The 14467-nt window shown below is 65.8% G+C and carries 13 protein-coding genes; 7 read left to right on the forward strand and 6 right to left on the reverse strand.

Annotated features, from left to right (window positions below):
- Positions 1 to 93: 93 nt before the first annotated feature.
- Positions 94 to 987, reverse strand: coding sequence for a LysR family transcriptional regulator (locus tag HD842_RS17215; protein WP_183555988.1), 894 nt, complete (start codon positions 985 to 987; stop codon positions 94 to 96).
- 102 nt (positions 988 to 1089) lie between these two features.
- On the opposite strand from HD842_RS17215, the gene HD842_RS17220 reads away from it, so the two are divergent.
- A complete protein-coding gene (locus HD842_RS17220) occupies positions 1090 to 2118 on the forward strand; it encodes a zinc-dependent alcohol dehydrogenase family protein (RefSeq protein WP_221290704.1) in 1029 nt (342 codons plus the stop codon).
- Between the two features lie 4 nt (positions 2119 to 2122).
- On the opposite strand, the gene HD842_RS17225 is transcribed toward HD842_RS17220, so the two are convergent.
- From HD842_RS17225 to HD842_RS17245, 5 genes are all read right to left on the reverse strand, one after another.
- The gene (locus HD842_RS17225) at positions 2123 to 3955 is read right to left on the reverse strand and encodes a glycoside hydrolase family 15 protein (protein WP_183555989.1); all 1833 of its coding nucleotides are present in this window, start codon (positions 3953 to 3955) and stop codon (positions 2123 to 2125) included.
- Positions 3948 to 4745, reverse strand: a complete 798-nt coding sequence (fabG, locus tag HD842_RS17230) for a 3-oxoacyl-ACP reductase FabG (RefSeq protein WP_183555990.1) — start codon at positions 4743 to 4745, stop codon at positions 3948 to 3950. The genes HD842_RS17225 and fabG overlap by 8 nt, the downstream gene beginning before the upstream one ends.
- Before the next feature lie 263 nt (positions 4746 to 5008).
- Entirely contained in the window at positions 5009 to 5842 is an 834-nt protein-coding gene (locus tag HD842_RS17235) for an HDOD domain-containing protein (protein WP_183555991.1), read from the reverse strand.
- Positions 5843 to 5934: 92 nt separating this feature from the next.
- Positions 5935 to 6216 carry a hypothetical protein gene (locus HD842_RS17240; RefSeq protein ID WP_183555992.1) on the reverse strand — a complete coding sequence of 94 codons (282 nt, stop codon included), beginning with the start codon at positions 6214 to 6216 and terminating at the stop codon, positions 5935 to 5937.
- Positions 6213 to 6641, reverse strand: a complete 429-nt coding sequence (locus tag HD842_RS17245) for a MarR family winged helix-turn-helix transcriptional regulator (RefSeq protein ID WP_229424815.1) — start codon at positions 6639 to 6641, stop codon at positions 6213 to 6215. Before HD842_RS17245 ends, HD842_RS17240 begins: the two co-directional genes overlap by 4 nt.
- Positions 6642 to 6866: 225 nt before the next feature.
- On the opposite strand from HD842_RS17245, the gene HD842_RS17250 reads away from it, so the two are divergent.
- From HD842_RS17250 to astB, 6 genes are all read left to right on the forward strand, one after another.
- On the forward strand, positions 6867 to 7805 hold the full coding sequence (locus HD842_RS17250) for a GlxA family transcriptional regulator (protein ID WP_183555994.1): 939 nt from the start codon (positions 6867 to 6869) through the stop codon (positions 7803 to 7805).
- 309 nt (positions 7806 to 8114) lie between these two features.
- Entirely contained in the window at positions 8115 to 9416 is a 1302-nt protein-coding gene (locus HD842_RS17255; RefSeq protein WP_183555995.1) for an acetylornithine/succinyldiaminopimelate transaminase, read from the forward strand.
- 68 nt (positions 9417 to 9484) lie between these two features.
- Positions 9485 to 10537, forward strand: coding sequence for an arginine N-succinyltransferase (locus HD842_RS17260; RefSeq protein ID WP_183555996.1), 1053 nt, complete (start codon positions 9485 to 9487; stop codon positions 10535 to 10537).
- Positions 10528 to 11607 carry an arginine N-succinyltransferase gene (gene astA / locus HD842_RS17265; protein ID WP_183555997.1) on the forward strand — a complete coding sequence of 360 codons (1080 nt, stop codon included), beginning with the start codon at positions 10528 to 10530 and terminating at the stop codon, positions 11605 to 11607. Before HD842_RS17260 ends, astA begins: the two co-directional genes overlap by 10 nt.
- The gene (gene astD / locus HD842_RS17270) at positions 11600 to 13084 is read left to right on the forward strand and encodes a succinylglutamate-semialdehyde dehydrogenase (RefSeq protein ID WP_183555998.1); all 1485 of its coding nucleotides are present in this window, start codon (positions 11600 to 11602) and stop codon (positions 13082 to 13084) included. The genes astA and astD overlap by 8 nt, the downstream gene beginning before the upstream one ends.
- Positions 13085 to 13086: 2 nt before the next feature.
- Positions 13087 to 14427 (forward strand): N-succinylarginine dihydrolase, encoded by a 1341-nt coding sequence (gene astB / locus HD842_RS17275; RefSeq protein ID WP_183555999.1) that lies wholly within the window; start codon positions 13087 to 13089, stop codon positions 14425 to 14427.
- Positions 14428 to 14467: the final 40 nt, after the last annotated feature.

Here is a 14467-nt window from a genome sequence, read left to right on the forward strand (position 1 = left end):
TGACGCTGGGACAAGGGTCAGACCATTGAAGTGCTCTTCAGTTCAAAACTAGTCTCTATTTAACGTTGACTGCGCCTTTTTTTTGCCCTGTCGCTAAGCGTGGTCGGCTGCAAATTGCTGCTGCAAAAAGGCAATGAACAAGCGCACCCGCTGCGGCGCCTGGCGTCCGTAGGCATGCAGCGCGTGTACCTCCAGCCCTGGCATCGGCAAGTGCGGCAGCACAATGTCGAGGCGGCCGGCGGCCAGATCGTCGGCCACCGCAATCCTGGCCAGCTGGGCGATACCGGCGCCTGCCAGCGCAGCCTGGCGCAGCACCACGCCATCGTTGGTGTCGAATGGACCGTCCGGCACCAGGCTGCTGCCGTCGGCCCAGGTCCAGGGGAAGGGGCCGGCCGGCGTCAGGTAGCGCAGGCAGGCGTGATCGGCCAGATCGGCCCGTTCTGCTGGTTGCCCGCACCGCGCCAGGTAAGCCGGCGCGGCGACGAGCACCGGCTGCAGCGTCGTCAACCGGCGCGCCGTCAGGCGGTTGTCCAGCAGGGCGCCAACGCGGATCGCCACGTCATACCCTTCGCGGATCAGGTCGACCTGGCGGTCGGCAATCCCTAGTTCGAGCTTGAGCCGGGGGTGCGCGAGCGCGAACCGTTCGGCCCAGCCGGAAAACACGGTGCGGCCCAGGTCACTTGGCGCCGCCACGCGCAGCAGGCCGCTCACATCGGCCGGCGTGCGCAGCGCCTGTTCGGCATCGGCCAGCGCCTGGATCAGCGGCGCCACCCGCTCGAAATACAGCGCGCCTTCGGCCGTCAGTGCCAGCGTGCGTGTCGAGCGCTGGATCAGCCGCACACCGAGCCGCGCTTCCAGCCGCGCCACGCTTTTCGATACCGCCGAGGGACTCGCGCCCAGCAGGCGCGCAGCATCGCTGAACGACCCGGCCTCGATCGTGCGGACAAATGCGGCCAGGCCGGCAGAGGTATCGACAATCGCAGTCATTCAAGAACTTTCGGCATAAATCATGTGATGTTTTTGGGACTAATTATCCGGGATATCCGCAATTACCATGGCAGCCATCTCATCTGCGCTAAAGGTTATCTCATGCTTCCAACCACGATGCGCCACTGGCGCCTGGCCGCGCCCGGCCGCGACAATTTGACACTGGCGAGCGCGCTGGTGCCCCGGCCTGGTCCGGGCGAGGTCCTGGTCCGGGTCGGTGCAGTAGCGCTGAACTACCGCGACCTGCTGGCGATTGATTCTGGCATGGGCATTCCGCCCGTGTTTCCGCTGACCCCGGGCTCGGACCTGTGCGGCGTCGTCGTCGCGGTGGGCGAGGACGCCCGGCGCCTGCAGTCGGGCCAGCGCGTGATCTCGACCTTCGAGGCAGGCTGGTTTGATGGCTTGCCTGCTGGGACTGCGCGCCACCCACCCGCCCATACGCTCGGCGGCGTGGCGCCCGGCGTGCTGGCCGAGTACGTGGCGTTGCCGGAAGACTGGTTCGTGACGGCGCCCGAAAGTCTGGACGATGCACAGGCCAGCACGCTGCCGGTGGCTGGCCTGACCGCCTGGAGCGCGCTGGTGGAACACGGGCGGCTGCACGCCGGCCAGACGGTGCTGATCCAGGGAACGGGCGGGGTTTCGCTGTTCGCGCTGCAACTGGCGGTGGCGCATGGCGCGACGGCGATCGTCACGTCGTCCAGCGACGCCAAGCTCGACCGGGCCAAGGCACTGGGCGCGGCGCACCTGATCAATTATGCGCGCGAGGATTGGGTCGAGGCGGTGTACCGCATCACCGGCGAGCGGGGCGTCGATCATGTGCTCGAGATGGTCGGTGGCGCGCACCTGGACCGCGCGCTGCATGCGGTGGCGGTGCAGGGGCGGATTTCGCTGATCGGCGTGTTCGACGGCTTCACGTTCTCGGGCTCGTCCGGCCTGATGCTGCGCAAGCAGGTCACGCTGCAGGGGAGCAGCGTCGGCCACCGGCGCGCGCTCGAAGTGCTGGTGCGCGCGGTCGATTGCACCGGCATCGCGCCCGTGATCGACCGGCGCTACCCGCTGGCGGCGCTACCGGAGGCGCTGGCACACCTGGCGGCAGGCCCGTTCGGAAAGATCGTGATCGAGATGGCCTAGGCCATCACAACTGCCACGGATGGTTGTTCCTGCCATCGAGCGCACTGTCGAGATACGTCGCGGCGCTGATCAGCGCTAGGTGCGTGAACGCCTGCGGGAAGTTACCCAGCAGCTCGGCCTTGCCGGTGAACTCCTCCGCGTACAGCCCGACGTGGTTACCGTAGGCGAGCAGCTTTTCCATATTGTTGTGCGCCTGTTCCAGACGGCCGGCGCGCGCCAGGCATTCCACGTACCAGAACGAGCAGGCCGCGAACGCACCTTCCTCGCCTTCGAGGCCATCGTCACGGTCGTAGCGCAGCACCAGCGCGTCGTCGCCCAGCTGGTCGCCGATGGCGTCGAGCGTGGCCAGCCACTGCGGATCGGTCGAACCGATGAAGCGCACCAGCGGCATCATCAGCATCGCGCCATCGAGGTCGGTGGAGCCCTTGCTGCGCACGAAGTGGCCCAGTTCCTTGTTCCAGAACGTGGCCCAGATGTAGTTGGAGATGTCGTTGCGCGCCGCAATCCACTGGTCGAACGGGGCGGTGAGCGAGCGCTTGCTGGCCAGGCGGATTGCCCGGTCGACCGCCACCCAGCACATGAGTTGCGAGTGCAGGTGCTCGCGCGGCGCTTCGCGGCCTTCCCAGATGCCGGCGTCGGGCCGGCGCCAGTTGTCGCACACGAAGCCTACCACGTGGCACACGCCCAGCCAGCCGGCATGCGAGATCGCCTCGCCGTATTTATTGCTCAGATAAACCGCATCGAGCAGGGCGCCGAAGATATCGAGCTGCAGCTGGGTCGCCGCATCGTTGCCGATCCGGACCGGCTGCGAGCCGGCATAACCGGCCAGGTGATCCAGATCGACTTCGGCCTGCACTTCGCCGCCGTCGAGCGCGTACATGATGCGCAACTGGCCGTCATCGGGCCCATGGCCGGGGCGCTCGGCCGACCAGCGCGTGAATGCCTTGGCTTCCTCGGTGTAACCAAGGCGCATCAGCGCATACACGGTGAACGAGGCATCGCGGATCCAGGTCGAGCGGTAATCCCAGTTGCGCGAGCCGCCCAGCACCTCGGGCAGGCCGAAGGTGGCGGCAGCGACCATCGAGCCATGCCGGCGCGATGTCATCAGCTTGAGCACGAGTGCCGAACGGGTGACGTCTTCGCGCCAGCGGCCCTTGTAGGTCGAGCGCCTGGCCCAGTTGCGCCAGTGCGCGACCACGTCAACCACCAGCGTATCGCGCGCCGCCTGGTCGAGGGGCGGGTCGCCTTCTTCGTCCATGACGATGTCGATCGACTCGCCGGCCTTCAGCACGAAGGTGGCGCCGGCGCCGCCGTCGACAGCGGTGAAGTCGACCGGCGCGCACAGGCGCAGCGACGGCGCGCCGGCGGCGGAAAACACCACCTGGTCCTGCGTGATGCTGACCTCGGGCTGCAGGCGCGCGTAGTCGAAGCGTGGCTGGCAATCGAGCCGCATCCGTACTTCGCCCTTCGTGACTTCCACGCGCCGCAGCACGCATGCCGCGCCGTGACCGATTTCCTCGGGGCCGGCCATCAGGTCGGTGATCTGGACACTGGCCTCGTCACTCAGCCACTGCGTGAGCAAAACATTGGTGTCGGGCAGGTAGGTCTGCACGACGCGCGCATCCGCCATCTGCGGGGCCAGCGTAAAGTGGCCGCCCTTGTCCGGGTCGAGCAGGGCGGCGAAGATGCTGGGGCTGTCGAAGTCGGGCCAGCACAAGAAGTCGATCGTGCCGTCGGTGGCGACGAGCGCCATCGTGGCCAGGTTGCCGATGGCGCCGTGATCGGCAATCGGTCTTGGCGCCGGGGTGCCGGCCGAATGATCTGAACGTTCAACCATTGTCTTCAAAGCCCGGGTACAGCGTCATGCCGCCGTCGACATACACCGTGGTGCCGGTCATGTAGTCAGCCAGGTCGGATGCCATGAACAGTGCCAGCGCCGCGACGTCTTCCACGTCGCCGATGCGGCCGTACGGGATCAGCTTGAGCAGCTTGTCGGCCGCCGCGCCTTCGGTTGCCTCGGCATTGATCGGCGTGCGGATCGCGCCCGGGGCGATGGCGTTGACGCGGATGCGGTCTGGCGCCACTTCCTGCGCCAGAGAACGCATCAGCATGCCGATGCCGCCTTTCGAGGCGGCGTAGTTGACGTGGCCGGCCCAGGGAATGATCTCGTGCACGGAACTCATGCACAGGATGGCGCCGTTGGCGCGCATGCGGCCACGGTTGCCCTGCTCGCGAAAGCGCCGGATGGCCGCGCGCGTGCACAGGAACTGGCCGGTGAGGTTGACGTCGATGACGGCTTGCCAGTCCTTGAGCGTCATCTCGGCAATTGGCGCGTCTTTCTGGATACCCGAGTTGGATACCAGGATATCGATGCCGCCGAACGCCTTGACGGTTTCGTCGAACAGGCGCGTGACGTCGTCTTCGTGCCCGACATTGGCCTGGACCGCGACGGCGCGGCCCCCGGCGCCCGTGATCTGGGCGACGACCTCTTCGGCCTTGTCGCGGCTGCTGTTGTAGTTGACGACGACCTGGGCGCCGGCCTCGGCGAACGCGAGGCTGATGCCGCGGCCAATGCCGGAATCGCCACCGGTAACGAGCACCACCTGGTCTTGCAAGCTGATTTTCATGGGATTCTCCAGAAGGTCGGGGCGCACTGTTGCGTGCGCCGGATATGAGAATGACCTTAGCAGAAAGCGGCGATGGGCCCGGCACGCGTGCCGTGGCAATGTCGTGCGGAAAAAGAAGGATTGAATAAGGCGCTTGAAATGCGTCCAGTGTGAGTCAGCGCACCGAGTGCGCACCCCGCCAGACATAAGATCGGGCTGTCTCTTTCAGGACATCCCTAGTTTTGGACTTTGGCCCGCTCCTCACCGAGCGGGCATTTTTTTGCCTACAGCAGCGCCGAGGTCAGGCTCTTGACCTCTTCGCCCGACTCTGCCAGTACGCCCTTGAGCGTGCCGTGGCCGAACACGAAGTCGATGGTGGCCGCGCCCGCATAGGTCGTGGCGCCCACGGGTGCGAACAGCGGCGACGGGAACGGCGCCAGATCATTGGCCAGCAGCAGTGTGTCGCCGAGGGTTTCGGGCGGCAGCGCGCGCATGCCGTCCCACAGCGCTTCGATGGCGCTCATCACGGGCGCCGGCACGGCCAGCTGGTGCAGCACGCCACGACCGATGGCGGCTTCGCCGTGGTCGAGCCAGGCCTCCAGATTATCGTCCAGCAGCCCCGGCATCGCTTCCGCACGCGACAGCAGATAAAAGCCGCCGACTTCGTGCACGATGCCGGCGAACAGCGCAGTTTCATGGTCGACGAACGAGACGCGGCGCGCGATGACTTGCGCCAGTGCGGCCACGTGGGCCGAGTGCGTCCAGAGCTGGTCGGCCTTCTTGCGCAGGCCAGGGTCGCGGATTTCGCTGGCCAGCTGGCGCACGATGACGGATGCGGCCAGCGCGCCCAGCGTGCGAAAGCCCACCCGCTGCACGGCGGCGGACACGCTTGTGACGTCGTTGCCGGAGCGGTTATAGGCGACGGAGTTGGCGATCGCTACAGTGCGCGCGGCCAGCAGCGGCTCGGCCTGCACGAGGCGGGCGGCGGCGTCGATATGGCAATCGGGTTCGCTCAACGCCCGCTGCAACTTGAGCGATGCGTGAACGCTGGTGGGGAACGTGAGTTCGCCCCGGCTGGCTTCAGCAGCGATGCTGTCGAGGGAGGAGAGTTGGTCCATCAAAAAATTATACCCCCAACCCATCAGAACGCGACCAAATATATTGCTCTAGAGAACCACGGGCGGTGGCCTGTGGTGTCCCTGCGACCGGATTACGCTTCGCTGAAGATGGCGTCGCAGCCTTCTTTTGGCTCTTCGGTATTTTCCAGCTCGTCGGCCAGGCCGAGGTCGAACAGTTCTTCGACGGCATTCATGTAGCTGTTGAGCTTGGTAGCGCCGATCAGGCGGTAGATTTCGCCGGCTTCGTTGCGCACGCCGATCAGCATCGGTTCTTGCTGGACTTCATCCAGGGGAGCGACGTCGAGCAGGATGTTGCCGATGATGTGCTTGTCGAAATGGGCGGGCTTCTTGTCGTCGATGAGGGCGGTTTTCAAGGCGTTTCCTTCAGGTGGGGTGGTGATGGCAGGGGACCGTTGCCGTGGCTGGTGATCCGGGTGCGCAGCAGCGTCAGGGCGGTTTCGAGCGTGGCGAAGTCGGTGTCGCTGTAAGCGTGGAATAATTCCTTGCCGCGTGCGATCACGAGCGGGAATACATCGCAGAATACCTGTTCTCCGGCCGGCGTGAGGCGCACGAAGAACGAGCGCTTGTCGTCGCAGCTGCGCTCGCGCAGTACTAGGCCCTTGTGCTCCAGGCGTTCGATGACGCCGGTGAGCGTGCCCTTGGTGATCAGGGTGCGCTCGCCCAGCTCCTTGTAGCTCATGCCGCTCGTGTTGCCGAGCGTGGCGATGATATCGAACTGCGCATGCGTCAAGCCATTCTGGCGCACGGCGTCGCCCGAGACGCGCTCGAAGCTCTGCATGCACTCGGCCAGCAGTCGGACGCTTTTTAGATATCGTTCCCCCATGGGCCGGGATTATAGCCGCCCGCTGCATTGCCGGTAGCACCACGCGTCCACCGATACGCAATATTACCGGGCAGGCAGTCACAGGCCCGTTGCGTGAATGTTCTCCGGTATGATGTACGCCCATGTCGTTTGCACAGGCCTGTGGCCATTTCCTTTTCGTGACCCTGACCATCCGCCGCGATGCAGCCTGACCTGTCCCTGCTGACCCAGGAGCGGCTGCTGCGCGTGCTCCTGGTCAACGCTGGCGAGCCGGACGCGCTGACCTGGTCCGGGCTGTACCAGCCGCTGCGGCTGGCCGCCAAGGTACTGGGGCCCGAGCGCCTGCACGTCGACGTGCGCAGTCCCGACAAGTTCATGGGCGACGCGCAGCGTCACTGGCACCTGGTGCTGCTGGTGGCCGACGAAGCCGAAGCCGCGCTGCGCCCGGCCAATCTGCGCGCGCTGGTCGAGCGCTGCCGCGCCGCGCCGTTCTGGGGCGGCGTCGGCGCCGGCGTGCTGTGGCTGGCCGACGCGGGCGTCCTGCATGGCGTGCGCACGGCGCTGCCGTGGGCGCTGTACCCGGACGTCAATGCCCAGGCCGAGCAGGCCCTGCTCACCCCCAACCTGTACGAATTCGATGCCAACCGCCTCACGTGCTGCGGCGGCGCGGCCAGTATCGACTTCGCGCTGACGCTGGTCGACCTGTTGTTTGGCGCGACCGTCCAGGCGCAAGTAAAAGAAACGCTGTGCATCGACCGCGTGCGCGGCCCGGACGAGCGCCAGCGCGTGGCGCTGCAGGCCCGCTTCGGCGCGCTGCAACCCAAACTGTCCGAGGCGGTGGCGCTGATGGAAGCCAATATCGAAGAGCCGCTGTCCACCGACGAAATTGCCCAACTGGCCGGCATTTCGCGGCGCCAGCTCGAGCGTCTGTTCAAGCAATACCTGGGCAGCCTGCCATCGCGCTACTACCTCGAACTGCGCCTGCGCCGCTCGCGCCAGCTCCTGCTCGACACCAATCACTCGATCGTGCAGGTGGGGCTGATGTGCGGGTTTTCGTCGGGTTCGCACTTTTCGACGGCCTTTGGGGCTCTGTTCGGCAATACGCCACGCGAAGAGCGGCAGAGGAAGCTGGCGCAGTGATTACTTACCTCTTGGCTACGTCCCCTCGCACGTCGTTCCAGCAGAGGCTGGAACCCAAGTGTGCGTGCATATCGGCAAAGTTTAACGCTACAGGCACGCGACGAGCTTGGGTTCCAGCCTTCGCTGGAACGACGTGCGATGGAAGCCAGCCAGTAGCGCCGTTATCTCCATGCCAATAACTACCTCGTCCAAAAATGAAAATGCCTGTCGCACTTCTAAAAGAAGTTGTCGGCCAGCGTTTCTATAATGAATTGATCATGCGGGAGAAGCATCCCGCGCCATTTACATTGATTGGATGAGGAAAAAGCCATGAACGCTCAGCTTGATTCGGGTATCGCCACGCGGTCTGTCACCCGCCAGACCTTCGACGACGTCCTGGTCCCGACCTATGCCCCGGCCGCCATGGTGCCGGTGCGCGCATCGGGCCTGGACCTGTGGGACCAGGAAGGCAAGCAGTATCTGGACTTCACCTCGGGCATCGCCGTCACCTCGCTGGGCCACGCCCACCCTGAAGTGAACGAAGCGCTGACCAAGCAGCTCAACACCCTCTGGCACCTCGGCAACGGCTACACCAACGAGCCGGTGCTGCGTCTGGCCAGTGCGCTGACCGAAGCGACGTTCGCCGAGCGCGCATTCTTCTGCAACTCGGGCGCCGAAGCCAACGAAGCGGCCCTGAAGCTCGCCCGTAAATACGCGCACACCAAGTTCGGTCCGCACAAGTCGCGCATCGTGTCGTGCCTGGCCTCGTTTCACGGCCGCACGCTGTTTACCGTGTCGGTCGGCGGCCAGTCGAAGTACACCGAAGGCTTCGAGCCGCTGCCACCGGAACTGAGCCACATCCCGTACAACGACATCGAGGCCGCGCGCGCCGCGATTACCGATGATGTCGCGGCCGTGATCGTCGAGCCGATCCAGGGCGAGGGCGGCGTCATTCCGGGCAACCCGGACTACCTGAAAGCGCTGCGCGAGCTGTGCGACCAGACCGGCGCGCTGCTGATCTTCGACGAAGTCCAGTCGGGCATGGGCCGCACCGGCACGCTGTTCGCCTACGAGCAGATGAACGTCAAGCCGGACGTCCTGACGTCGGCCAAGGCGCTGGGCAACGGCTACCCGATCGGCGCGATGCTCACCACCACCGAGATCGCCAAGCACCTGGGCGTGGGCAGCCACGGCACGACCTACGGCGGCAATCCACTGGCCACCACGGTCGCACTGAAGGTCCTGGAGATCATCAACCAGCCGGCCTTCCTGGCGCGCGTGAAAGAAGCCAACGTGGCAATCATGACGAACCTGCTGCAACTGGCGGCGGACTTCCCGCAGGTGTTCGGCCAGCCACGCGGCATGGGCCTGCTCCTGGGCCTGCCGATGGCGGAAACGTCGAAAGGCCGTTCGAAGGACTTCACCAAGATCGCCGAGAAGATGGGCCTGATGCTGCTGATCGCCGGTCCGGACGTCGTGCGCCTGGCGCCGGCGCTGATCGTCTCGGACGCGCAGATCGCCGAAGCGAACCGCATCATGCGCGCCGCCGTGGCCGAGTTCCTGGCCGACGCCATTGACGAGCCTGCGGCGCCACGCAAAGAGGCACCCGTGCCTGCACCCGACGCCGCCTGATGCATCGGACCCGCCGGTCGCCTTGAATCAGGCGGCCGGCCGCACGCACTGACCCACAGGGAGACCACATGTATGTTGTCCGTCCGGTAGATCGCGCGGATATCGGCGCGCTCGAAGCGATGGCTGCTATTTCGATGCCGGGGGTGCATACGCTCCCGCGCACGCGCGAAGGCATCAATGCCGCCGTCGAGCGCTCGCTCGCCTCGTTCGCCGCGCAAGTCGATATTCCAAGCGAAGAATCGTATCTGTTCGTGCTCGAAGACCTGCGCTCGCGCGAGGTCGTCGGCACCGCCGCCATCCACGCGTCGGCCGGCTCGAACGGCACCTATTTCGCGTTTCGCAACGATGTCATCCAGCAGGTCTCGCGTGACCTGAACATCAGCCACAACGTGCACGCACTGACGCTGTGCTCCGAGCTGACTGCCTACTCGCACCTGTCGGGCTTTTTTGTCCGCAACCGCGAGAGCGCGGGCGTCGAGGCGGCGCTGCTGTCGCGCGCGCGCCTGCTGTACGCGATGCTCGCGCCGCACCGCTTTGGCGACCGCTTCTTCGTGCCGCTGGCCGGGCGCGTCGATGCCGATGGCCAGTCACCGTTCTGGAATGCGCTGGGCCGCAAGTTCTTCAAGATGGACTTTCTCGAAGCCGAGCGCCTGATCGAAGGCGCCCGCAACCGCACGCTGATCGTCGAACTGATGCCGCACTATCCCGTCTACGTGCCGCTGCTGCCGGGCGACGCCCAGGCGGCGCTGGGCCAGATCCATCCGGGTGGCCAGATGGCGTTTGATCTGCTGGCGCAGGAAGGCTTTGAAGCCGACGAGTACATCGACATCTTCGACGGCGGCCCGATCCTGCAGGCGCACAAGAACGCGCTGCGCTCGTTCGGCGCGTCGCAGCGCCTGCGCGTGGCCGCTGCCGGGCAAGAGTCGCCGAACCACGGCGCGCCGGTGGCCTACGCCGTTGCCAGCGTCGACAATGGCTTCCGGGCCGTGACGCTGCACTCTTCGCCGCTCGAACAAGGCTCAACGATCGCGCTACCGCGCGACGTCCAGCAGGCGCTTGGCGTCGCAGCGGGCGACGAGGTCGTCTGCCTGCGCATCGAAGGAGAAGCATCATGCTCGTGATCCGCGCCGCCAAAACGTCCGACCTGGACGCCCTGATCAATATGGCGCACCAGGCCGGCAGCGGCATGACGACGCTGAAGCCCGATCCCGAGATGCTGGGCCAGCGCCTGGCCACGTCCGAGGCCTCGTTTGCCGAAACCATCCGCCCCGAACAGCGCGACTACATGTTCGTGCTCGAAGAGCCGCAGGACGGCAGCATTGCCGGCGTCTGCGCGATCAAGGGCGCGGTGGGCCTGACCGAACCGTTCTACAACTACCGCATCGGTACGCTGGTGCACTGCAGCCGCGAACTGAATGTCTTCACGCGCATGGAGACGCTGTACCTGTCGAACGATCTCACTGGCTCGACCGAACTGTGCTCGCTGTTTCTGCTGCCTGAATACCGCGTGGGCTTCAACGGCAAGTGGCTCTCCAAGAGCCGCTTCCTGTTCATCGCCCAGTTCCAGCAGCTGTTTACCGAAAAGATCATCGCCGAGATGCGCGGCTACCAGGACGAGGGCGGCGATTCGCCGTTCTACGAAGGCCTGGGCCGGCACTTCTTCAAGATGGATTTCAACCATGTCGACGGCCTGACCGCGATCGGCAAGAAATCCTTCATCGCCGAACTGATGCCGCGCCAGCCGCTGTATGTCGACTACCTGCCGCAATCGGCCATCGACGTCATCGGCAAGGTGCACACCTCGACCCAGCCGGCGCGCCGCCTGCTGGAGCAAGAGGGCATGTACTACGAAGGCTATGTCGACATTTTCGACGCCGGCCCCGTGCTGCAGGGCCGCGTGTCGGAACTGCGCGCCGTGCGCGATAGCGTGCTGGCCGTGGCGGCGCAAGGCTTGCCGGCGATCGACGCCGGCGAGGTGGTCGAGGGTGCGCCCAAGGACATCGCCCACGACACCGAACACATGCTGGTGTCGAACACGCGCCTGGACGACTTCCGGATGATCCTCACGCGCGCCGTGCCTGGCGCAGGAAGCGTGGTCCTGAGTCCCGACGAGCTGGCGCTGCTGCGCATCGCCGCCGGCGACAATGTGCGTACCCTGACACTCAATACCAGGAAAAACACCCATGGCTAATCTCTCGAATTACATCAACGGCGAATGGCTCGCCGGCAGCGGCGCTGAACTCGCGACGATCGATCCGTCGACTGGCCGCCAGACCTGGACCAGCAATGCTTCGAGCCCGGATGACATCGCACGCGCTGCGCAAGCCGCGCACGACAGCTTCGAAGCCTGGGCCTTGACGCCGCTGGCCGAACGCATCGCCATCGCCACGCGTTTTCGCGATCTGCTGAAGGATAACGCCGAGTCGCTCGCCGCGACGATCGCCGAAGAAGTGGGCAAGCCCTTGTGGGAAGCGCGCACCGAAGTGGCGACGATGGCCAACAAGATCGACATCTCGGTCCAGGCGCATGCAGCCCGCACCGGCGAAAGCGCAACCAAGGTCGCCGACGGCAACGCCGTGCTGCGCCACCGCCCGCACGGCGTGTTCGCTGTCTACGGGCCGTACAACTTCCCGGGCCACCTGCCGAACGGGCACATCGTGCCGGCGCTGATCGCGGGGAACACGCTGTTGTTCAAGCCCAGCGAATACGCGCCGCGTACGGCGGTCAAGACGGTGCAGCTGTGGGAGCAGGCCGGTCTGCCCAAGGGCGTGCTGAACCTGGTCAACGGCGGCCGCGAAACCGGCATCGCACTGGGCCAGCAAGCGCTGATCGACGGCGTGCTGTTTACCGGCAGCAGCCAGACCGGCGCCGCGCTCCATAAACAGTTCGGTGGCCAGCCGGGCAAGATGCTGGCGCTGGAAATGGGCGGCAACAATCCGCTCGTCGTCTGGGACGTGCAAGACATCGACGCGGCCGTGCATCACACGGTGATGTCGGCCTTCATCTCGGCCGGCCAGCGCTGCACCTGCGCGCGCCGCCTCGTGATCGAAAACGGCGTTGCCGGCGACGCGTTCCTCGCGCGCCTGGTGGCCGTGGCCGCGCAGTTACAGGTCGGCCCGTCGAACGCCGAACCGCAGCCGTTCATGGGCCCCGTCGTCTCCAGCGCCGTCGCCGCGCGCCTGGTGCAGGCGCAGGAAGACATGGTCGCCAAGGGCGGCAAGCTGCTGCTGTCGATGCGCCAGCTCGATCCGAACACCGGTTTTGTTACCGCCGGCATTGTCGACACGACCGATGCGCAGGGCATCCCGGACGAAGAATGGTTCGGCCCCTTGCTGCAGGTGATCCGCGTGGCGAGTTTCGACGACGCGCTGCGCGTGGCCAACGCCACCGACTACGGCCTGGCCGCAAGCCTGCTGTCGCCGTCTGAAGACCTGTGGCAGCGCTTTGCCGTGCGCGCCCGCGCCGGCATCGTCAACTGGAACCGGCCGACCACCGGCGCGGCCAGCTCGGCGCCGTTTGGCGGCGTGGGCAAATCGGGCAACCATCGCCCGAGCGCGTATTACGCCGCCGATTATTGCGCCTATCCGGTCGCTTCGATCGAGAACCCCGTGCTGGACATGCCGGCCAAGCTCTCGCCCGGCTTGAGCTTCCCGGCCGAAGGAGCTTGACCATGCGTGACGCACGCGAATTCAATTTCGACGGGCTGGTTGGCCCGTCGCACAACTACGCCGGCCTGTCGTTCGGTAACGTGGCCTCGTTCAGCAATGTGCGCAGCAGCTCCAATCCGCGCCAGGCTGCCTTGCAGGGCCTGGCCAAGATGCGCGAACTGGCTGCGCGCGGTTTTGCGCAGGCGGTGATGCCGCCGCAGGGCCGCCCGAACTTCCGCCTGCTGCGCAGCCTGGGTTTTTCGGGCACCGACGCCGACGTGCTGGCCCGCGCTTATCGTGAAGCGCCCGTGATCCTGGCCTGCGCCTGGTCGGCCGCGCCGATGTGGACCGCCAACGCAGCCACCGTCAGCCCGTCGGCCGATTCGCTCGATGGCCGCGTGCACTTCACCGCCGCGAACCTGAACAACAAGCTGCACCGCTCCGAAGAACACGTGCAGGCCACGCGTACGCTGCGCGCGATCTTCGGCAACAGCGAGCATTTCATGGTGCACGACCCGCTGCCATCGGTGCCGGCCTTTGCCGACGAAGGCGCGGCCAACCACACGCGCTTTGCCGCGAGCCACGGCGCCGCCGGCGTCGAGTTCTTCGTGTATGGCCGCGTCGAGTTCGACCCGTCGGCCCCGGCGCCCAAAAAATACCCGGCGCGCCAGACGCTGGAAGCCTCGCAAGCCATCGCGCGCCTGCATGGCCTGGACCCGGCGCGCACCGTGTTTGCGTCGCAGAACCCGGACGTGATCGACCAGGGCGTCTTCCACAATGACGTTATCGCGGTTGGCAATGGCAATGTGCTGTTCTACCACGAGCAGGCGTTTGCCGATGAAGCGGGCACGCTCGACGCGCTGCGGCGCGCGCTGGCCGTGGCCGGCACCGAGCTGCATCCGGTGCGCGTGGCGACGAGCCAGGTGGCGGTGGGCGACGCTGTCGCCAGCTACCTGTTCAACAGCCAGCTGCTGTCCAAGGCCGATGGCCGCATGGCGCTGGTGGTGCCACACGAATGCCGCGAGAACGCCGCGGTTGCCGATTATCTGGCAGGCTTGCTGGCGGGGCGTGGACCGATCGACGAATTGATCGAATTCGATCTGCGCCAGAGCATGCGCAACGGCGGTGGGCCGGCGTGCCTGCGCCTGCGCGTGGCGCTGACCGATGCCGAAGCGGCCGCGATGCACCAGGGCGTGATCATGACCGAGACCCTGTATGCGCAACTGGTCGCCTGGGTCGAACGCCATTATCGCGACCGCATCGAGACGCAGGATCTGATGGACCCGCAGCTGGCGCTCGAATGCACCGCTGCGCTGGAAGAACTCACACGCATCCTCGGCTTGCCGGGGCTGTACGACTTGTAACAGCAGGATTCGGGCGGGTAATCCCTGTCCATATAAAGCA

The sequence above is a fragment of the Massilia aurea genome, assembly GCF_014200505.1.
GTDB classification, from domain to species: Bacteria; Pseudomonadota; Gammaproteobacteria; order Burkholderiales; family Burkholderiaceae_D; genus Telluria; species Telluria aurea_B.